This window comes from Paenibacillus sp. FSL R10-2199, assembly GCF_038000235.1.
Taxonomy (GTDB): Bacteria; Bacillota; Bacilli; order Paenibacillales; family Paenibacillaceae; genus Paenibacillus_AQ; species Paenibacillus_AQ phytohabitans.
In genome coordinates, this window is record NZ_JBBOBO010000001.1 from 5,044,031 (window position 1) to 5,061,473 (window position 17,443).

The following is a 17,443-nucleotide window of genomic DNA, read 5'->3' on the forward strand; positions in this document are numbered from 1 at the left end:
CCGTTTCCACTTGTTATTTTCATTCAGATAAGGAGGCTTCCATGCCGGATCAGAGCCTGCGGGCCAGAGAATATGAAGGTCTCATGATTGCCGGTGAATACGCGGAAGGACAGCTTAGCCCGGCTGTATATGAGCTGCTGGGCTCAGCCCGTGAGCTGAACCGGAAACTGCAGACGGACATTGCCGTCGTGCTTATCGGAAGCGGTACTTCAGCCTATGCGCCCTCTTGCGTCAGCCATGGCGCGGACACCGTCTATGCGCTCGATCAGCCCGGCCTCAGTCCGCTTAGCGAAGAGGTTTATACGGAGCTGCTGCATCAGCTGGTATTGGAGGTTAAACCGGAAATCCTGCTGCTTCCCTCCACTATACATAGCAAATCCATCGCTGCTAGATTAGCTGCAAGGCTTAACACCGGCTTAACTGCGGATTGCACAGAGCTTGACATTGATCTGCCTAGCCGGGTGCTGCTGCAGATCCGGCCAGCACGGGAAGGGGCGTTAATGGCGACCATCTGCTGCCCGGAGGCCAGACCGCAAATGGCGACAGTCCGGCCCGGGGCCATGTCCCCTTGCGTACCCGATCCGTACCGGACCGGACGGATTATTCATCCGCAGCTCCAGCTTCCATCCGTGCTACGCACCTCTATCCTTGAGGTGATCAAGAGCAGAGAAGCGCCGGGCTCCGCCGCTTCCGGTATTATCGTCGCCGCAGGACGGGGCGTGTGCAGCAAGGAAGGAATGGAGCTGGTCCGAGAGCTTGCCGCATGCCTGGGTGCAGAGCTGGGTGCAACAAGACCGGTGATTGACCAGGGCTGGCTGGATTATTCCCGGCAGATTGGCTTAACAGGCCGGAATGTGAGCGGCAGAATCTATATCGCGGTCGGCATCTCGGGAGCGGTTCAGCATACTGTGGGCATCCGCAGAATGGACACCGTGATTGCTATCAACAGGGACAGGACAGCCCCTATTCTGGGACTGGCTGCGCACGGTATTGTTGCCGATCTGTTCGAGGCGGTGCCGCTCCTGATTGAACAGGTTAGACAAAACATAACAGTAGGCAGGTGAGCATATGGAAGAACGGATAAGCTTTGCACAGTTCCAGGGAATCTTTGCCGAATATTTGGGGATTGAGGCTTCAAGACTGACCCCGGAGGTCAATCTGCTGCTGGAGCTGGGGGTCGATTCTTTATCTTTGGTCAATGTGATGCTTAGGCTCGAAAGAGAGTACCAGGTCATGTTCAATCCCGAAGACCGGGTAATGACCCGGACACTGGGCGAAGCCTATGAGCTGTTTGACAACTATAGAAGTTTGGTCCTTGACGCGCAGACCGGCAGTTAATCATCTTGATGCAGAGGAGCATGACCATGTTGAATCTGTCTATACGTGCCCTATCCTATTACATCCCCAAGGGGCGGATGACCAACGGGGAGATTGTAGATTTGTTCGCTGAGAAGTACTTTCAGCATCTGCCGGAGGATGATCTGGAGCAGCTGGTGTACGGCAGCAAGCGCAAGCTCGATTTTCTGGAAATTACGACCCGTTCCTGCTCAGCGGACTACCGGGAGGAGAGCTCTGTGCAGATGGCCGTTAAGGTCTCGCGGGAAGCAATCAGCAAAGCGGGCATCACAGCAAGCGAAATTGATCTGCTGCTGTTCGTGGGTGTGTGCAATCCCTTCCGCGAACCGTCTTATGCGATTATCCTGGCGCATGAGCTGGGAATGACCCGGGGCAATTATTACGACATCAACGACACCTGCAACGGGTTCCTGAAAGCGATGGAGCTGTCCAGCCTCTACATTCAATCGGGCAAATACCGCAATATCCTCGTTGTCACCAGTGAGAATCCGCTGGAGCTGCTGGAGGCCTCCAATTATGCAGGCAAGGTCGGCAGTCTTGAAGAAGCGGATTACAAAATGAATCTGCTGTTCGCCGGGGCCGGAGCCGCTGCGATGCTGCTGAGTGCTGACAATGGCGAGAAGTCCATCCAGTACTACGGGGAGCAGAGAAACCATGCGGATTGGGAGCTGTCGCTCTATGTATCGCCCAAAATCCATATGCCCGCACCAAGGTTCGAGGGAATGGATTTCATGAGCTGGGCGGACGGACGCGGAATTGCCGCCAAGGTCATCCGTGACATGCCCGGCTTTGTCTATGAATTCCTGGAGGAGCATGAGCTGCGCAAAGACAACATTGATTACATCTTCTCCCATCAGCTTGGCCGCAATATCACCAACTCGCTCCTGAACAAGCTGGAGGTCAGGACGGAGAAAGTCTTCCCCGTCAATACCTTCCCCGAGAACGGCAACATGGGGAGCGCCAATATTCCCGCCGGTCTGGCGATCGCCGAGGAGCAGGGGCTGCTGCGTAAGGGAGACTCGATCCTGCTGCTGGGCAGTGCCTGCGGCTTAACCTATGCGGCGGCATATCTCATATGGTAAGGGAGGAACGCAGACTATGACGGCCACGAATTTTCCCGTTCCCAAGCTGATCGTAAGAGAACCGCTCGATAAAGCAATCATCCGCAAAAAGGTCGCCTACGGCAACTATTCCTGCACGGACAAGCTCGTGCCCATGATCAGGGCGCGGGGCACCAACCTGCAGACGGATGATGAAGGGAATCTGCATATTATCGGCTGGCAGCGGGATATCACCCGCATGCGCAAGCAGGATGTCTCCCTGTCCTTCATGGTTCATCTCACCGTCAGCCCGGACGGACTGATTCTGGAAGCGGCGGTGGATGATCTTTTTAACGGAGGCAAGGGTGTGCTCTGTTCGAGGGATTACTTGGAGCAGAAGCTGAAGGAGGAGCTGGAGGGTCAGTGGTTTGACAAAAAACTCGCTGCCCGGCTCCGCTTTGACCGGTTTAAATGTTTTCATATTTTTGAGATTATGAGCGGGATCTACAGCTCCTATTTCATGCACAAGCAGCATGGGGACACTGGACCCGGCGCTTTATTTTATGAGGAAGATATCGTAGACATTTACGCTGCTGAAGGCAATCTGTATTTGACCGGGCTCCAGGCGTTCAGCGGTAAGGAGGACATCAAGTATACGGTCGTCCTGTACGATGTGTTCAATCATATTACCTTCGACCAGGAAGGTTATATGAAGCTGAAATCTCCGATTCTGGCGGAGTTCTACCTGGACGGGGAGCTGGTCCATACAGACGAAATCTATCAGAAGGACAAGGATTATATCTTCATCCGTATGCAGAAATTTCTGTTCGTATGCGTGGAGAAGCTGAAGGCGGTACTGTTTCCGGATTTTGCGGACAAAATGATGAACACCAATCTGGCTCCCGGAGCGTTTATCGGGATCATCATGCAGGCCATCGGCATCCGTTCGTTCTCGAACAACTTCAATTATATCCAGTATATTATGACGGCCATGCAGCGCCCCCGCAGGCTGCCGGGCTGTATCGGCGCCATTCTGAATGAGGAAGAGGCAGCGCAGCATTTCGAAGGCTTTGATTTATCCTATTTGGGTTAACAAAGGAGACTAGGGCACACCGATGATCCAATATGAACGTTTGACCATTGACTGCGTGCTGGATACATTACAAAGGGATTTCCCGGACAAGCCTGCGGTGGTGTTCGAGCAGGAGACTGTCACCTTCGCGCAGCTGTATGACTATTCCCTCACCATTGCCGGCAATTTGCTGGACCTCGGGATTAAGAAGAACGACAAGGTGGCCGTGCTGCTGCCCAACAGTCTTGAATATCTGTACGTCTACTTCGCCCTGTTCAAAATCGGCGCGTGGATTGTTCCTGTCAGCACAAGGTATGAGCCGGATGAAATCCGGCGGATTCTGGATAATTCCGATGCGGAGACGATCATTTACCAGGACCGGCTGGGCATTTTTAACTATGAGGAAATTCTCTTGTCCGGGCTTCGTCCCAAACTGCCGGCGATCCGGAATTATATCGTGCTTGGCGATGAGCCTGCACCGGGCAGCATGTCTTTTGCCGGGCTGCTGAAGCCGCTCACAGTCCCTTTTCAGGACAGACAGCTCGAAGCTATTGATCCTGAGGATATTGCGATTCTCGGCTACACCTCCGGAACCACCGGCCACCCCAAAGGCGTGATGATCACGCACCGCAATCTGGTGGCCACCTCCTACTATGGCGGGCAGCTGCTGGATATACACGATGATATCGGCTTCTCGATTGCTCCTCTCTATGCTGCGCAGGGCTTCAATGCCGTGCTCGTCTACTTTGTCTCCTGTATCACGATGAAATGGATCTCCAACTTCAATCCGAATGATATTCTGACCCATGTCGCCAAAAACGGGATCAACCTCTTTCACACCCAGCCGACGATGTGGAGCCTGATCCTGGCCATGCCTTACTGCAAGCCCGGGCTGTTCAGGGAGCTGCGCAAGGTCGTGGTCTCCGGTTCCCTTTGTACCCCGTATTTAGCCCGCTCCATCGAGGAAACGACCCGCTGCACGCTAATCAATGCCTACGGCATTATTGAAGCTACGGGCCTGGTCACAATGACCCGGCTGGATGATCCGCCGGAGGTCCGGCTGAACACAGTCGGCAGGCCGATTGAAGGCTTCGAGGTCAAGATTGTAGACCGGGACCGCAAGGAGCTGCCGAAGGGCGAGATCGGGGAGCTGGCAATCAGGGGTTATCTGATGAAGGGCTACTACAACAACGAAGCCAAGACACGTGAGGTAATTGACGAGGAAGGCTGGCTGTACACCGGCGATTTGGCCTGCTATTACAAGGACGGCGTCAATATTTGCATTGCCGGCCGCATCAAGGATATGGTCATCCGCGGCGGCTTCAATGTCTACCCGGTAGATATTGAAGAATGTGTGCTGAACATGGACAAGGTTGAGGATGTATCAGTTGTAGGGGAGCCGGACGAGATTCTGGGTGAGGCCCTGGCTGCTTTTGTGATCCCAAGGCCCGGAGTTCTGCTTACCGAAGGTGAGGTCAAAGCCTATTGCCGCGGCAAAATCGCCAACTATAAGGTCCCGGACCGGGTGCATCTCGTCTCCCAGCTGCCGGTGCTGGAATCCGGGAAGGTGCAGAAGAATATCCTCCGAAGATGGGCCGTTGAGGGTATTCCGGCGGAAAGCCAGTTTTTGCTCAATGACATGATCGTCAGAGGCATGGCCGGGGAGCTACAAGATAACCCCGCAAAGTGAGGCTTTGGCTTCAAATTCTTATATTTCAATAAATCACAGGTCGAGGGGCGCTTATTGTGGATTTCAGCTATACCGTGGAGCAGCGGCAGATCTGCGGCTTAATGGAGGAATGTTGTGAGCGGTATTTGAATGACGGAGTGTATGCGGATGACGAGAGCGGCACCTTCCGCAGGGATAAATGGTCCAGATTAGCCGGTACCGGCGTGCTCGGACTTCCCTTTCCGGCAGCGTATGGAGGAGCGGAGCAGGGAATGCTGACCACGGCGCTGGCGATCCGTTCGCTGGCGCGCCGCTGCCAGGATGAAGGCCTGGTCTTCTCGGTATGCGCTCAAATGTCGGCGGCCCAAGTGCCGCTATGGGTATACGGCAGTGAGGAGCAGCAGGCCGGGTATCTGGCACCGCTCATGGATGGAAGATTCATCGGCAGCAGCGTAATTACGGAACCTGGGGCGGGCTCTGATTCTTCCGCCATGACCACCTCTGTCGAGAAGGAACCGGAAGGTTATATCCTGAATGGCATCAAAACCTTTGCAACACTCGCCCCGGAGTCCGACATCCTGCTGGTGTACGGCAAGCATGCGGGAGGCCTGCCCATGCTGGATGTGTCGGCCTTTATTCTGGAAGCGCGGCAGCAGGAATACGAGATTGGACAGGTCTTCGGGAAGATGGGCCTGCGGACCAGCCCGATGAGTGAGGTTCTGCTGAACCACACCCGCATTCCGGCGCACAGGCTGCTGGGACGGGAACGGCAGGGGATGGGCATTTTTTTCAAGGCGATGCTGTGGGAGCGTATTATAGTCAGTGCTTATCATGTCGGAGCCATGGAACAGCAGTATGAGCAGACCTATCAGTATGCGGGCCAGAGGAAGCAATTCGGACAGGCTATCCGCTCCTTCGAGGGGGTCTATGACAAGCTGGTCCAGATGAGGATCCGGCTGGAAACAAGCAGGCTGATGCTGTATAAGGTGTGCGAGGACTTTGACCAGGGCCGCTGCGGAATGCACAGCGCCTCCATGCTGAAGCTGCATACCTCCGAATCCAAGGTGCAGAACAGCCTTGCGGCGGTACAAATCTGGGGAGCTTACGGCTATGTGAAGGAGAGCCCGCCGGAGAAACAGATGCGGGATTCCCTTGCTTCCAAGCTGTACTCGGGAACGAGTGAGATGCAGAAGAAAATCATGCTGGAAGGTCTGGGGGAAGGGTATGAGTGATTTCCTGCTTCAGCATTACCTGCTCCGCAGCGCTGAGCGCTGCCCCGACCAGACTGCGCTGCGCTTTGAAGGCAGGGAGCTAAGCTATGGCGGGCTGCTTCGGCGCAGTATTCAAATCTCCGATGCACTGATCGATACCGGCATGGAGCCGGGGGAGACCGCTGCAATCTGTCTGGACAAGTCCCCGCAGGCGGTATGCGCCATGTTCGGCGTACTGTTCACCGCAGGGGCGTACATTCCGCTGGACACGAGCTACTCTCCTGTACACAGAATGTTGACCATTCTGGAGCAGAGCGGGACGCGGTTTCTGGTTACTGATGGTGCGAACCTGCTGAAGCTGCTGCAAGGTGCGAATCCGGAGCAATGGGAGCGGCTGAGGTTACTTCATATCCTGCTGGTGGAGGGGGGCGCCGAACTGGACGAAGCAGATTTTGTCAAGATCGTACAAGCTTCGCCGGAGCAGCCCCTGCGCCATTTGTACAAGGGCAGAAGACAGCCGATCAGCGAGGATCTGGCTTATATTCTGTACACTTCAGGCTCCACAGGAGTACCCAAAGGCGTGATGATTACCCACCTGAATGCCAGAACCTTCATTGACTGGTGCTGCGGTTACTTCAAACCGGAAGAACATGAACGCTTCGCGGCCATCGCACCTTTTCATTTTGATCTTTCGGTATTTGATATTTTCGTGCCGGTTGCCGTAGGGGCAACGCTCGTCCTCCTGACGGCTGAGGTCATTCAGCATCCGGCGCGTTTTACCAAGGCCATCGAACAGGGGGAAATTAGCTGGGTCTATTCCGTGCCTTCACTCTGGGCTGCCGTGGTCCAATACGGCCGGTTGCCGGCAGGCGGGCTGCCTTCGCTGCGGGGCGTGTTGTTTGCGGGAGAGGTTCTGCAGCCGAAGCTGCTGCACCAGGTGATGGAGCTGCTGCCAGAGGCGGATTTCTACAATCTGTACGGGCTGATTGAAACCAACGTCTGTACCTATTATCCGCTGAGTGAGCAAGACGGTATACGCGACACTCCCGTACCAATCGGGTATCCTTGCGGCAATACCGGAGTTGTGGTGGTAACCTCTGACGGACGTCTTGCCGGTACGGGTGAAGAGGGGGAAATCTGCGTAAGAGGCTCGATTGTCATGAAGGGCTACTACCGCAATCCCCGGCTCACGCAGGAGAGCTTCCGCAGTATACCGCCCGACTGGGGTCTTGGAGACAAGCTCTACTGTACCGGGGACATGGCTATGGTTAATGAAGACGGAGTGCTCGTCCTGATTGGCCGCAAAGACGCCTTGATTAAGCGTTCCGGCTTTCGCATTGAGCTGCCGGAGATTGAACGCGTGCTGCATGACATGGAGAATATTCTGGATGCCGCGGTTGTGGATATCCAGGATGGTGAAGGCCATCCGCTGATCTGCGCTGCCGTGGTTGTACATGAAGCTGGCAGCTTCACCGTCCTTGGGCTGAAGCAGGCTGTCGGCAAGCTGCTGCCCCGCTATATGATTCCCGATATGGTGCATATCTTTGACAGCTTCCCTACAGGGGGGAGCGGCAAGGTTGACCGGCAGCAATTGAAGCATGAATTCCGCAAGCGGCTCTGAAGGAAGATGAGGGGAGAGAAGACTGTGCAGATGCAGGACAAGCTGTATGAGATTATAGCCAGCGTATGCTACTTCGACAAGGAGGAGCTGCATCCCGGCTTGTCGGTTGAGGGTGATCTGGCCATTACCTCGGTGATGATTGTGGAGATTATCGCGATGGTGGAGAGCAGGCTTGGCGTGAACCTGGAAGAGCATGTAGATGAGTTGCTCAGCTGTGAGACGCTGGGCGAGCTGACTGCGCTGACCGCTGAGCTGAGCAGTGAACATCCGCAGGGCAGCCTGCCCGGGAGGTGAGAGCTTTGGCCGACTCCCATTCCAAGCTGTCCATATCTGCTGCTGCCACGCTGCACGAAGGGTTCGAAGCCCGGGCAGCGCTGCATCCGGAGCATCCGGCCATCGTTTTTGCCGGAGAGTCAATAAGCTACCAGCAGCTGAACCGGCGTGCCAATTGCCTGGCACATGAGCTGATTGCCCGGGGCGTTCGACCGAATGATCATGTAGGCGTAAGTGTGAAGCGCAATATGAATCTGGTCATGGCCCTGCTTGCCGTGTTAAAAAGCGGCGCTGCCTACGTCCCGGTGGATCCCGGCTATCCAGCCAGCCGCAAAAACTATATTCTGCAGCATTCCGGGGTCTCGGCCGCTATCTGTGATGACGAAGAACCGCTCGCTGTGCCGGTTCAGATCCGCCTGGGGTCTGCCGAAGCTGGCGCAACCGCGGCTTCCTCATCAGCAGGCTATCCGTCAGACAACCCGGATCTCTCCATTGACGGTAGTGCTTTGGCCTATATCATGTACACCTCCGGCTCTACCGGTACGCCCAAAGGCGTAATGATCGAGCACCGTTCCGCCGTGAATTTAATCTCCTGGGTGAACCGCGAGCTGGATATGGGCAGTCGTGACAGGGGCTTGTTCGTAACCTCGGTGTGCTTTGATCTGTCCGTGTATGATATCTTCGGCCTGCTGGCCGCCGGAGGCACGATCGTCCTGTGTCCGGAGCCGCAGATTACTGATCCGGACAGCTTAACACGGCTGCTGCTGGAGCAGAGGATCACCTTCTGGAATTCCGTTCCGACCACGCTGCATTATCTGGTCCGGCACTTGGCGGAGTATATCCCTGATTTCGCCCAATTGGAGTTGAGGCATATCTTCCTGAGCGGAGACTGGGTTCCCCTGGAGCTGGCGCGGAACTACTCGCGTTACTTCCCCCGGGCGAAGCTGACCGCTCTCGGCGGTGCTACGGAGGCTGCGGTCTGGTCCATCTATTATCCGGTTACGGAGGTCCGGGAGGACTGGACAAGCATTCCCTACGGGATACCGGTTGAACAGAATTATTGGTACATTCTTGACGATGACCTGCAGCCGGTTGCGGCGGGAGAGACAGGTGAGCTGTATATCGGCGGTATCGGGGTAGCGCGCGGCTACATCAAGGACCCGGTGAAGACGGCACAAGCCTTCATGCCGGACCCCTTCCGCGAATCTGAGGCAGACCGTATGTACAGGACAGGCGACCTGGGCCGGATGCGGGAGGACGGAACTATCGAATTCCTCGGCCGCCGCGATGATCAGGTCAAGATCCGCGGCTTCCGCATCGAGACGAAGGAAGTGGAGAAGCTGCTGCTGGAATATCCGGGCATCCGGGATGTTGCCGTTATGGCCAGGAGCCACAGTTCAGGGGATAAATTCCTCTGTGCCTATCTGACTGCCGCGCAAGCCGTCTCCGGCGCTGGACTTAAGCAGTACCTGGCTGCGCGCCTGCCTGCTTATATGCTCCCGTCCGTGTTCGTCCGGCTGGAGCACTTCCCGCTGAATGCCAACGGCAAGGTGGACAAAAAGCAGCTGCCTGAGGTTTCTCTGCACAACATGCTTACGGATAGTGAATTCACACCCTGCACCACTCCGTTGCAGCAGTCCATTTGCCAGGCATGGGGGGCTGTCCTGGAGCTTGAACCCATCGGACTGGACCATGACTTCTTCGAAATTGGCGGAAGCTCGATTGAGGCGGTTACGCTGCAGAGTGAGCTTGCCCGCAGAGGCATCCCCCTTTCTTACGAAGAGCTGTTGAGCGCCTCTACCATTAGGGCGCAGGCCGGGCTTGTGGAAGCGGGAGTTACTCCGGGGGTAAGTGCGGTCTGCCTCCCGCCGGTTCAGGTTCACTGCGGGGAAGTTGCAGCTGCCTCCAGCCTTCCGGTAAAGATCATAACAAAGCCGAGCTTGTCCCGCCAGTTTACACAGCCGCAGCCGTTTAACGATCTCTATTACAAAAGCTGCCTATATAACTCACTATTTCCTGTAGTGAATGTCTTTGACCGGAATATCAACACGTTTCTGAGCAGCGATATGTTTGTGTATACTCTGGAATCTGCACATGCAGAGCCGTACCTCTCTGCTGCCTGCATGGAATCCGCCCCCCCGGAAGCTATTCTGGAGCAGCTGCACCTTACGGCCCGGTATGAGTCCCCGCAGGGCGGGAACGGGCTGAAGGAGAGGCTTACCGCTGGACTGGCCCGGCAAAGCCTGTTCATTCTATGGGTGGACAGCTTCTATGAACCGGCCCGTAGAGACGTTTATATGAAGAAGCATCTTGCCCACACGCTGCTGGTCTACGGTTATAGTGAGGCGCAGGATCAGTTTATTGTACTGGAGCACAGCCATAAGGATGCGCTGAATTACAGGGAACGTACCCTCACAGCAGAGGATCTGCTTAACAGTTATCAGGGGTACCGCCAGCATCTAATGTCACCTGCGCAGACGTACACCCTGATGGAATTCCCGCGCTTCCAGCAGCCGTACACCTATGAACTGCTGCCAGATGTTAATAGATTTAATTGCCTGTACCGCACACAGCGGGACGCCATTACGCAGAGCCTGCTGGTGTTGTCCGCCTTCAAAGATCACTATATTTCACAGCACTGGAGTTATACAGAGCAGCACGTTAACCGCCAGATTGCTGGCCTGAACGCCATCATTGATTCCAAGCGGGCTGAAAAGTACCGGCTGGAGCGTCTTCTTACCGAACGGCAAGCGGCTGCGGCCAGGCTCGGAGAAATTACCGGTGCATGGATGGATATCCGCAGTGACCTGATCAGGTGCAGCAAAGGCATTGCGCTGCCGGACACTTGGAGAACTGTTCATGGCCGCTTACTGGAAGACATTGTACACAAGGAGCAGGAAGTCATGGAGATGATGTACCGCCCGGCAAGCCGGGGCAAGGAGGGAGCATGGCAATGAATCAGACCATTCAGAATCAGCTGCATTATTTATCGCAAAAGTACAACGAATATAATCTTCCCATGTATTTAAGCTATCCGGTGGACAGCCACTGGCGCCAGCCTGCGGATGAATCTGCTATAGCTCAGGAGCTTAAGGAAATCGAAGAAGCACAGGTTTACGTGCATGTTCCGTTCTGCAAGTCGATCTGCTATTACTGCTGCTGTGACCGGGTGCTGAGCGGCAAGGATGAAGACAAGGATCAATATATCGATGCGCTGGAGCAGGAGCTGGCACTCAAGCTCTCCGGCCGTGCCCGGAAGCTGAAGTCCGGTAATCTGCACTGGGGCGGCGGGACTCCTGCTTATTTGAATGAACAGCAGATCGAACGGCTGTACGGAATTATTGCCAAGTATGTGGATTTTGAAGACAACGCCCGAATAAAGCTGGAGGCTTACCCGGACAAGCAGATTGTTACCGAAGGCAAGCTGCGGCTGCTGAAGACACTGGGGTTTAACTATATCAGCTTTGGCATTCAGGACTTTGATGCCCGGGTACTGAATGCGATTCACCGGGAATGCGATCTTGAGGATACGCGGGAGATTATCGGCCTTGCCCGGAGCATGGGCTTCACCGTCAATGTGGATTTATGTTATGGCCTGCCCTTTCAGGGACTCGGAGAATTCGAGCGTACCTTGCAGGAGATCGTACGGATTGCCCCCGATAAAATCGTGGCTTTTCCCTATGCCCATTACCCGGCCATCTACCCCCTGCAGCGCAAAATCCCGCATCTCAGCCTGCCCAACAATTATATGGTGTCCCGCCTGTTCGAGCTGGCCCGCCAGTATTTGTCCCGGGACTACACCGAGATGGGCAGTGATACCTTTATCCGCAACAACGGGCGGGAGAAGCATCCCGGAATGCATGTGGTTCGTGATTTCATGGGCTCCTCCGAAAGAAGCAGCCAGCATCTGCTGGGTCTGGGCAAGTCGGCGGTCAGTAAGATTGGCAGGCTCTATTATAAGAATGTCCCGGCGATGGATCGTTACTGCTCCGCGCTTGATTCGGGCAGGTTCCCTATTGAGACCGGGAAGACCCATCTTTTGTCCGGGGAGGATGCCATTCGTGAGGATATTATTCTGAAGCAGCTGCTGGGCGGTAACCCTATTGACAAGCAAATGCTTCAGGAGTGCTTTGGTATCGATTTCGACTCTTATTTTCAGGAGGAGCTGAGCGTGCTTAGAGGCATGGAGAAGGATGGCCTGCTGCTGGGTGTGGACTCTCCGCGAATTACAGTAACCCCTACCGGTACGTACTTTATCCGGGCGATTGCCCATGTTTTTGATCCCTACTACAAATCCACCAGGAATGGAGAAAATAGTATATGAAAATCACAGAACAAGTTACAATGATCGTAGCGGGTTTGACCCGTATTCCGGCAGGGGAGCTGCACCTGGACACCGATATTTTCGAGTCCAGATTGCTGACCTCCCTGGGTCTCCTGGATCTGGTTGCCAGATTGGAGCAGGAATTCAAGATTATTATTCTGCCCGAGGAACTGATTCATGAACACTTCGCGAGCATTGCCACAATTATCGGGTTTATCGATAACAAGCTGGCGGAGGCTTCATAACAGCGATTGTCTCAGGACTGCCAGGGCTGCTAAGAGGTGAGCCAATTGTTCAAGATCATGATCGTCGAGGATGATATCAAAATCAGAACCCTGATGACCGATATCCTGCGCAAATACAGCTATGAAGTGGTGGAGGTTGCGGATTTCCTGCAGGTGGAGAAGATCTTCGAGCAGGAAGCGCCGCAGCTTGTGCTGCTTGACCTGAATTTGCCTTATTATGACGGGTTCTATTATTGCCGGGTATTCAGAAGGAAAACAACGGTGCCGATTATTGTGATCTCTGCAAGGGATGAGGAATCCAGCCAGGTGCTCAGCATGGAGCTGGGGGCGGATGATTATATCGTGAAGCCGCTGAATATTCAAGTGCTGCTGGCGAAGATTATGGCGATCATGCGCCGGAATTACGGGGAGTATGCGGGCAAGCCGGAGCCGGAGAAAGAGCCGTTGCCGATTCATCTGGATGACCGCAATTTCAGTATTTCCTGCAAGGGAGCCGTTGAAGAGCTCAGCAAGAATGAATATAAGCTGCTGAAGAAGCTGATGGAGAATATGGATACCATTGTCACCAGGGAAGAATTGCTGGGAGAACTGTGGGATGATGTGCATTTCGTCGTGGATAATACGCTGACGGTCAATGTCACCCGGGTCAAAAGCAAGCTGGCCAGTCTCGGCTTTCAGGATGTAATCAAAGTCAAAAGAGGCGTGGGTTACATTTTTGATTCGGCTATGATCGGAGGGACCCGCCAGTGAGCATTAAGCTGTTTCGGGGTTTCATGCGTGATCATCTGTCGTTCACCCTTGTCTATTTTTTAAGTCATATCCTGGTGAGCGTATACTGCAATTTCTTTATCAGCAGCAATATCCAGCTCATGTACCTGCTTAGCATCTATTTTTACGTATTTATTATATTTATGTGCTTCCGCTTGATCAAATACGTCTCCACCCACCGGGAAATACAGCGGTTATCCGAGAATATCGAGATTGAGGAGAAGGGCTATTCGTACGAGCAGCAAGCCGTTATTCAGCTCATTCACCGGATACACCATAGCTATCAGGACCAGATCTATGAGGTCAAAGCCCAGGCTGACAACACCCATAAGTTCATCTCGCAGTGGATACATAATCTCAAAACGCCCTTGTCAGTCATCGACCTCATTCTGCAGAACTACAAAATGAACCCCACCGGCCATGCCCTGGCCCTGCAGCATATTGAGGAAGAGAAGGATAAAATCCTTAGCATGCTGAACCAGATGCTGAAGTTCTTCCGCCTGGAGCATTTCACCCGGGACTATAATCCGGAGCCTATCAACCTGCTGGAATCACTCAGAAGCCTGATTAACAGCAAGCGGAATCAATATATCTATAATAATGTCTACCCGGTGATCGAATGTGAGAACGAACGCATCATGGTCATGACGGACAGCAAATGGAATACCGCGATGCTGGATCAGATCATCTCCAATGCAATTAAATACTCTGACTCGGGTGAAGCGGCGAAATCCATCCACTTCCGCATTGAGCAGCGTGGCGACAAGGTGGTGTTGTCCATCCGGGATGAGGGGATTGGCATAGAGCCCGTCGATTTGCAGCGGGTCTTCCAGCCCTTTTTCACCGGAAAAAACGGACGTACCCATCACCAGGCGACAGGCATCGGCCTCTATGTCTGCTCAGAAATAGCCCGGAAGCTGGGCCACCGCCTCACGATTACCTCGGAAGTCAATCAAGGCACAGAGGTGCAGATTTCTTACCTTTCAAAAATGAAAGATAACGTAATGTAAATGGATGGATATGGAATCCAGTGTCTACTACAATGAAGCTATAAGCTGTAATTGAGGATAAATATATGACAAACGGGAGATGAAACTGTGAGCGTAGTACTGGAAGTCAAAGAGGTTAAGAAGGTTTATGGTGTGCAGAACGGTGAGAATTCCACAGTGGCACTGGATTCCGTCAGCTTTAACGTAGAGAAGGGGGAGTTTATCGGCATCATGGGCCCCTCGGGCAGCGGCAAAACCACATTGCTGAATATCCTGAGCGGCATCGGTAAGCCGAGCTACGGCGAGGTTTTTATCGGGGGCAAGAATATCACCTCCCTGGATAAGAATGAAATGGCGCTCTTCCGCAGACAGCATCTCGGCTTTGTCTTCCAGGAATTCAATCTGATGGACAGTCTGACACTGAAGGAGAACGTCATGCTGCCCATGATCCTTGACAAGCGGGACAAAGCGCAAATGGAAGCCAAAAGTGAAGAGATTATGAAGCTGCTGGGCATTGAGGAAATCGCCGGCAAGTATCCCTACAACATATCGGGCGGCCAGCAGCAGCGGGTGGCGGTCAGCCGGGCGCTTGTGAATGATCCGGATATTATTTTCGCCGATGAACCTACAGGCAACTTGGATTCCAAGTCCTCCAATGCAGTGATGAAATGTATCGAGAAGATGAACCAGGAACGGGAGAGCACCATCCTGATGGTGACTCATGACGCCTTCGCCGCGAGCTTCTGCAAAAAGATCATCTTCATCAAGGACGGTGCCATCAGCATGGAGATTGTCAGCAGCGGGGTCCGCAAGGAGTTTTTTGATCAAATCCTCGACTGCCTGGCGATCATCGGAGGGGAACGAAATGACCTTTAGAGATGTCACGATTAAGAACTTCAAACGCAATGTGCGGAATTTCTTCTCCTATTTCATTTGCAGCGCTTTTGCGATTACGATCTTTTTCCTCTATGCCGCCTTGCTGTTCAATAACAGCATCCGGGAAGGGGCGACAGAGGATGTGATCCAGATTGTGCTAATGCTGAGTCTGGCTGCACTGACCCTGTTCTCGGTGTTCTTCATCAACTATGCGCATTCCTCGTTCATCAAGTCGAGAAGCAAGGAATTTGCCATCTTTATGTCGCTAGGGATGCACAAGAACGATCTGCAGAAGATCATCCTGCTGGAGAATCTGATTATCAGTGTGTCCTCGCTCATTGCCGGGATTATCACGGGTGCGATCTTTTCACGGCTGTTCCAGAATGTGGCGATTGATCTGCTGGATCTGCAAGGCGTGTCCTATTCACTGAGCGCGGCGAGCTTCATCGTCACTGCGGTTGTATTTACCGTGATTTTTGCCGCCTCACAGATGATTTCAAGTGTTAAGGTCGGTAAGCTGGACATCGCAGACCTGATGAAGGATTCCCGCAAGCAGGATAACCAGGCGAAGACAAGTGATACCCGGCTTGGGCTGGTAGGTGTGGGGCTGGTTGTGGCCTCGATCATTTTCCTGGTGGTAATCTCCAATCACGAAAGTCTGAATACGAATCCCTTTATGATCATTACCTATATCCTGCTTAGCTTCATCGGGATTTACATGGTCATCTCCCATCTTGGGAACACACTGATCAGCTTCCTGAAGAATAAGAAATTCTATTACCGGCATATCCTGTCCATCACGGAAATCAATCACAAATTCAATCAGAACAAGCGGATTATGTTCATTCTGAGCATTCTCAGCGGGATGACAATCTTTCTAGTTGCTTCGCCATTCTCGCTGCTGCAGCTGTCGGAGAGCATCGCAGAACGAAATAAGTATGATATCGAGTATATTTCGGTAGCCGGCGTGCATGTGCTGGAGAGCGGACAATTGGAGCAGGTGCTGAAGCAGTCCTCCGAGCCGCTGAAGTCGGTCCAGGAAACCAGCTTCCTGAATCTCAAAATGGATCTGGAAGGAGATAAATACGATGTCCTGAAGACGAAGCCGATTGTGTCGCAGGACATGTACAACTCTCTGACCGGGGAGAAGGTAACGGTTGGCACCGGGGAAGTTCTTAATATTGTTACGGCCTGGGAGCCGGGTACCCATGGTATTGGCGAAGGGGAAGCGATTCAATTCACGGATGGTACGCAAACCTTCAATTATAAGGTGAAATCATCCTATCACGCGGATTGGTTTGCCACAGCGAGCTCTTATCCGACAAGCTCCGGGATCGTAGTGAGCAATGAGGATTACAAGAATATGGAGTCCAAGGTAAGCCCGAATGCAATGGGTACCCACTACGGAATTGATTTTACAGCCTGGAAAGGGACAGAAGGGGTTGTCCAGAAGCTCAAGGATACGCTGAATGCTACGGATAAGGATGGAAGCGGGCAAATGTTTGCAGTAGCCTCCAAAGTAGATGCCTACAAGGAGCTGAAGAAGAACTATTCACTCTTTGTGTTCGTCACCTCACTGATCGGCGTACTGTTTTTTGTAGCAGGCGGAATGGTGCTGTATTTCAAGCAATATACCGAAATCGGGAACGCCACCGTCTTTTTCCGCAAGCTGTATAAGATTGGGATCAGTGATAAGGAGATAAGGTCGGTAGTATCGGCAGAGCTGCTCATCACCTTCTTTGTTCCGCTGCTGCTGGGCAGCATCTTCGGCTACTGCTTCATCTATCTGATCACCCACGTCATGAGCGGGTCCGACATCATTGGCGAATTCATGAAGAACACAACGATTGTGGTCGCGATCTATTTCGTATTCCAGCTCAGCTTTTACTTCATCACCAAGCGAAAGTACAGCCAGGAGGTTGTCCGTAAGCTGACCCGTGCGGCATAAGGTTTAGTATAGCTGGCAACAAGGCAGGCTGGGAATCGTCTCTGATTCTTG

At 53.4% G+C, this 17,443-nt stretch carries 15 protein-coding genes; all 15 read left to right on the top strand.

Going from position 1 to position 17,443, the window contains the following annotated elements:
* Positions 1-41: 41 nt before the first annotated feature.
* Positions 42-1,064 carry an electron transfer flavoprotein subunit alpha/FixB family protein gene (locus NYE33_RS22145; protein ID WP_042137621.1) on the top strand — a complete coding sequence of 341 codons (1,023 nt, stop codon included), beginning with the start codon at positions 42-44 and terminating at the stop codon, positions 1,062-1,064.
* Between the two features lie 4 nt (positions 1,065-1,068).
* Positions 1,069-1,338 carry an acyl carrier protein gene (locus NYE33_RS22150; RefSeq protein ID WP_042137619.1) on the top strand — a complete coding sequence of 90 codons (270 nt, stop codon included), beginning with the start codon at positions 1,069-1,071 and terminating at the stop codon, positions 1,336-1,338.
* Positions 1,339-1,364: 26 nt separating this feature from the next.
* The gene (locus tag NYE33_RS22155; protein WP_042137617.1) at positions 1,365-2,438 is read left to right on the top strand and encodes a 3-oxoacyl-ACP synthase III family protein; all 1,074 of its coding nucleotides are present in this window, start codon (positions 1,365-1,367) and stop codon (positions 2,436-2,438) included.
* A 16-nt stretch (positions 2,439-2,454) separates the two neighbouring features.
* Entirely contained in the window at positions 2,455-3,489 is a 1,035-nt protein-coding gene (locus NYE33_RS22160; protein ID WP_039291955.1) for a hypothetical protein, read from the top strand.
* 22 nt (positions 3,490-3,511) lie between these two features.
* Positions 3,512-5,158 (top strand): class I adenylate-forming enzyme family protein, encoded by a 1,647-nt coding sequence (locus NYE33_RS22165; protein WP_341067557.1) that lies wholly within the window; start codon positions 3,512-3,514, stop codon positions 5,156-5,158.
* A gap of 56 nt (positions 5,159-5,214) precedes the next feature.
* Positions 5,215-6,369, top strand: a complete 1,155-nt coding sequence (locus tag NYE33_RS22170; RefSeq protein WP_341067559.1) for an acyl-CoA dehydrogenase family protein — start codon at positions 5,215-5,217, stop codon at positions 6,367-6,369.
* Positions 6,362-7,969: an amino acid adenylation domain-containing protein gene (locus tag NYE33_RS22175; RefSeq protein WP_341067561.1), complete on the top strand. Its 1,608-nt coding sequence runs from the start codon at positions 6,362-6,364 to the stop codon at positions 7,967-7,969. Before NYE33_RS22170 ends, NYE33_RS22175 begins: the two co-directional genes overlap by 8 nt.
* A 6-nt stretch (positions 7,970-7,975) precedes the next feature.
* The gene (locus NYE33_RS22180) at positions 7,976-8,263 is read left to right on the top strand and encodes a phosphopantetheine-binding protein (protein WP_081970020.1); all 288 of its coding nucleotides are present in this window, start codon (positions 7,976-7,978) and stop codon (positions 8,261-8,263) included.
* A 5-nt stretch (positions 8,264-8,268) separates the two neighbouring features.
* The gene (locus tag NYE33_RS22185; RefSeq protein ID WP_341067564.1) at positions 8,269-11,199 is read left to right on the top strand and encodes a non-ribosomal peptide synthetase; all 2,931 of its coding nucleotides are present in this window, start codon (positions 8,269-8,271) and stop codon (positions 11,197-11,199) included.
* Complete coding sequence (hemN, locus tag NYE33_RS22190; RefSeq protein WP_336100241.1) at positions 11,196-12,566, top strand: oxygen-independent coproporphyrinogen III oxidase; 1,371 nt, start codon at positions 11,196-11,198, stop codon at positions 12,564-12,566. The genes NYE33_RS22185 and hemN overlap by 4 nt, the downstream gene beginning before the upstream one ends.
* Complete coding sequence (locus NYE33_RS22195; protein WP_039291970.1) at positions 12,563-12,811, top strand: phosphopantetheine-binding protein; 249 nt, start codon at positions 12,563-12,565, stop codon at positions 12,809-12,811. The genes hemN and NYE33_RS22195 overlap by 4 nt, the downstream gene beginning before the upstream one ends.
* A 45-nt stretch (positions 12,812-12,856) precedes the next feature.
* On the top strand, positions 12,857-13,561 hold the full coding sequence (locus NYE33_RS22200) for a response regulator transcription factor (RefSeq protein WP_042137605.1): 705 nt from the start codon (positions 12,857-12,859) through the stop codon (positions 13,559-13,561).
* Positions 13,558-14,589, top strand: coding sequence for a sensor histidine kinase (locus NYE33_RS22205; RefSeq protein ID WP_341067569.1), 1,032 nt, complete (start codon positions 13,558-13,560; stop codon positions 14,587-14,589). The genes NYE33_RS22200 and NYE33_RS22205 overlap by 4 nt, the downstream gene beginning before the upstream one ends.
* A gap of 87 nt (positions 14,590-14,676) precedes the next feature.
* On the top strand, positions 14,677-15,444 hold the full coding sequence (locus NYE33_RS22210; RefSeq protein WP_039291976.1) for an ABC transporter ATP-binding protein: 768 nt from the start codon (positions 14,677-14,679) through the stop codon (positions 15,442-15,444).
* The gene (locus NYE33_RS22215) at positions 15,434-17,392 is read left to right on the top strand and encodes an ABC transporter permease (RefSeq protein WP_341067572.1); all 1,959 of its coding nucleotides are present in this window, start codon (positions 15,434-15,436) and stop codon (positions 17,390-17,392) included. Before NYE33_RS22210 ends, NYE33_RS22215 begins: the two co-directional genes overlap by 11 nt.
* Positions 17,393-17,443: the final 51 nt, after the last annotated feature.

Coding starts and splice junctions, on each gene's coding strand:
- NYE33_RS22145 (WP_042137621.1), top strand. CDS start 42: ATGCCGGATCAGAGCCTGCGGGCCAGAGAATATGAAGGTCTCATGATT.
- NYE33_RS22150 (WP_042137619.1), top strand. CDS start 1,069: ATGGAAGAACGGATAAGCTTTGCACAGTTCCAGGGAATCTTTGCCGAA.
- NYE33_RS22155 (WP_042137617.1), top strand. CDS start 1,365: ATGTTGAATCTGTCTATACGTGCCCTATCCTATTACATCCCCAAGGGG.
- NYE33_RS22160 (WP_039291955.1), top strand. CDS start 2,455: ATGACGGCCACGAATTTTCCCGTTCCCAAGCTGATCGTAAGAGAACCG.
- NYE33_RS22165 (WP_341067557.1), top strand. CDS start 3,512: ATGATCCAATATGAACGTTTGACCATTGACTGCGTGCTGGATACATTA.
- NYE33_RS22175 (WP_341067561.1), top strand. CDS start 6,362: ATGAGTGATTTCCTGCTTCAGCATTACCTGCTCCGCAGCGCTGAGCGC.
- NYE33_RS22180 (WP_081970020.1), top strand. CDS start 7,976: ATGAGGGGAGAGAAGACTGTGCAGATGCAGGACAAGCTGTATGAGATT.
- hemN (WP_336100241.1), top strand. CDS start 11,196: ATGAATCAGACCATTCAGAATCAGCTGCATTATTTATCGCAAAAGTAC.
- NYE33_RS22195 (WP_039291970.1), top strand. CDS start 12,563: ATGAAAATCACAGAACAAGTTACAATGATCGTAGCGGGTTTGACCCGT.
- NYE33_RS22215 (WP_341067572.1), top strand. CDS start 15,434: ATGACCTTTAGAGATGTCACGATTAAGAACTTCAAACGCAATGTGCGG.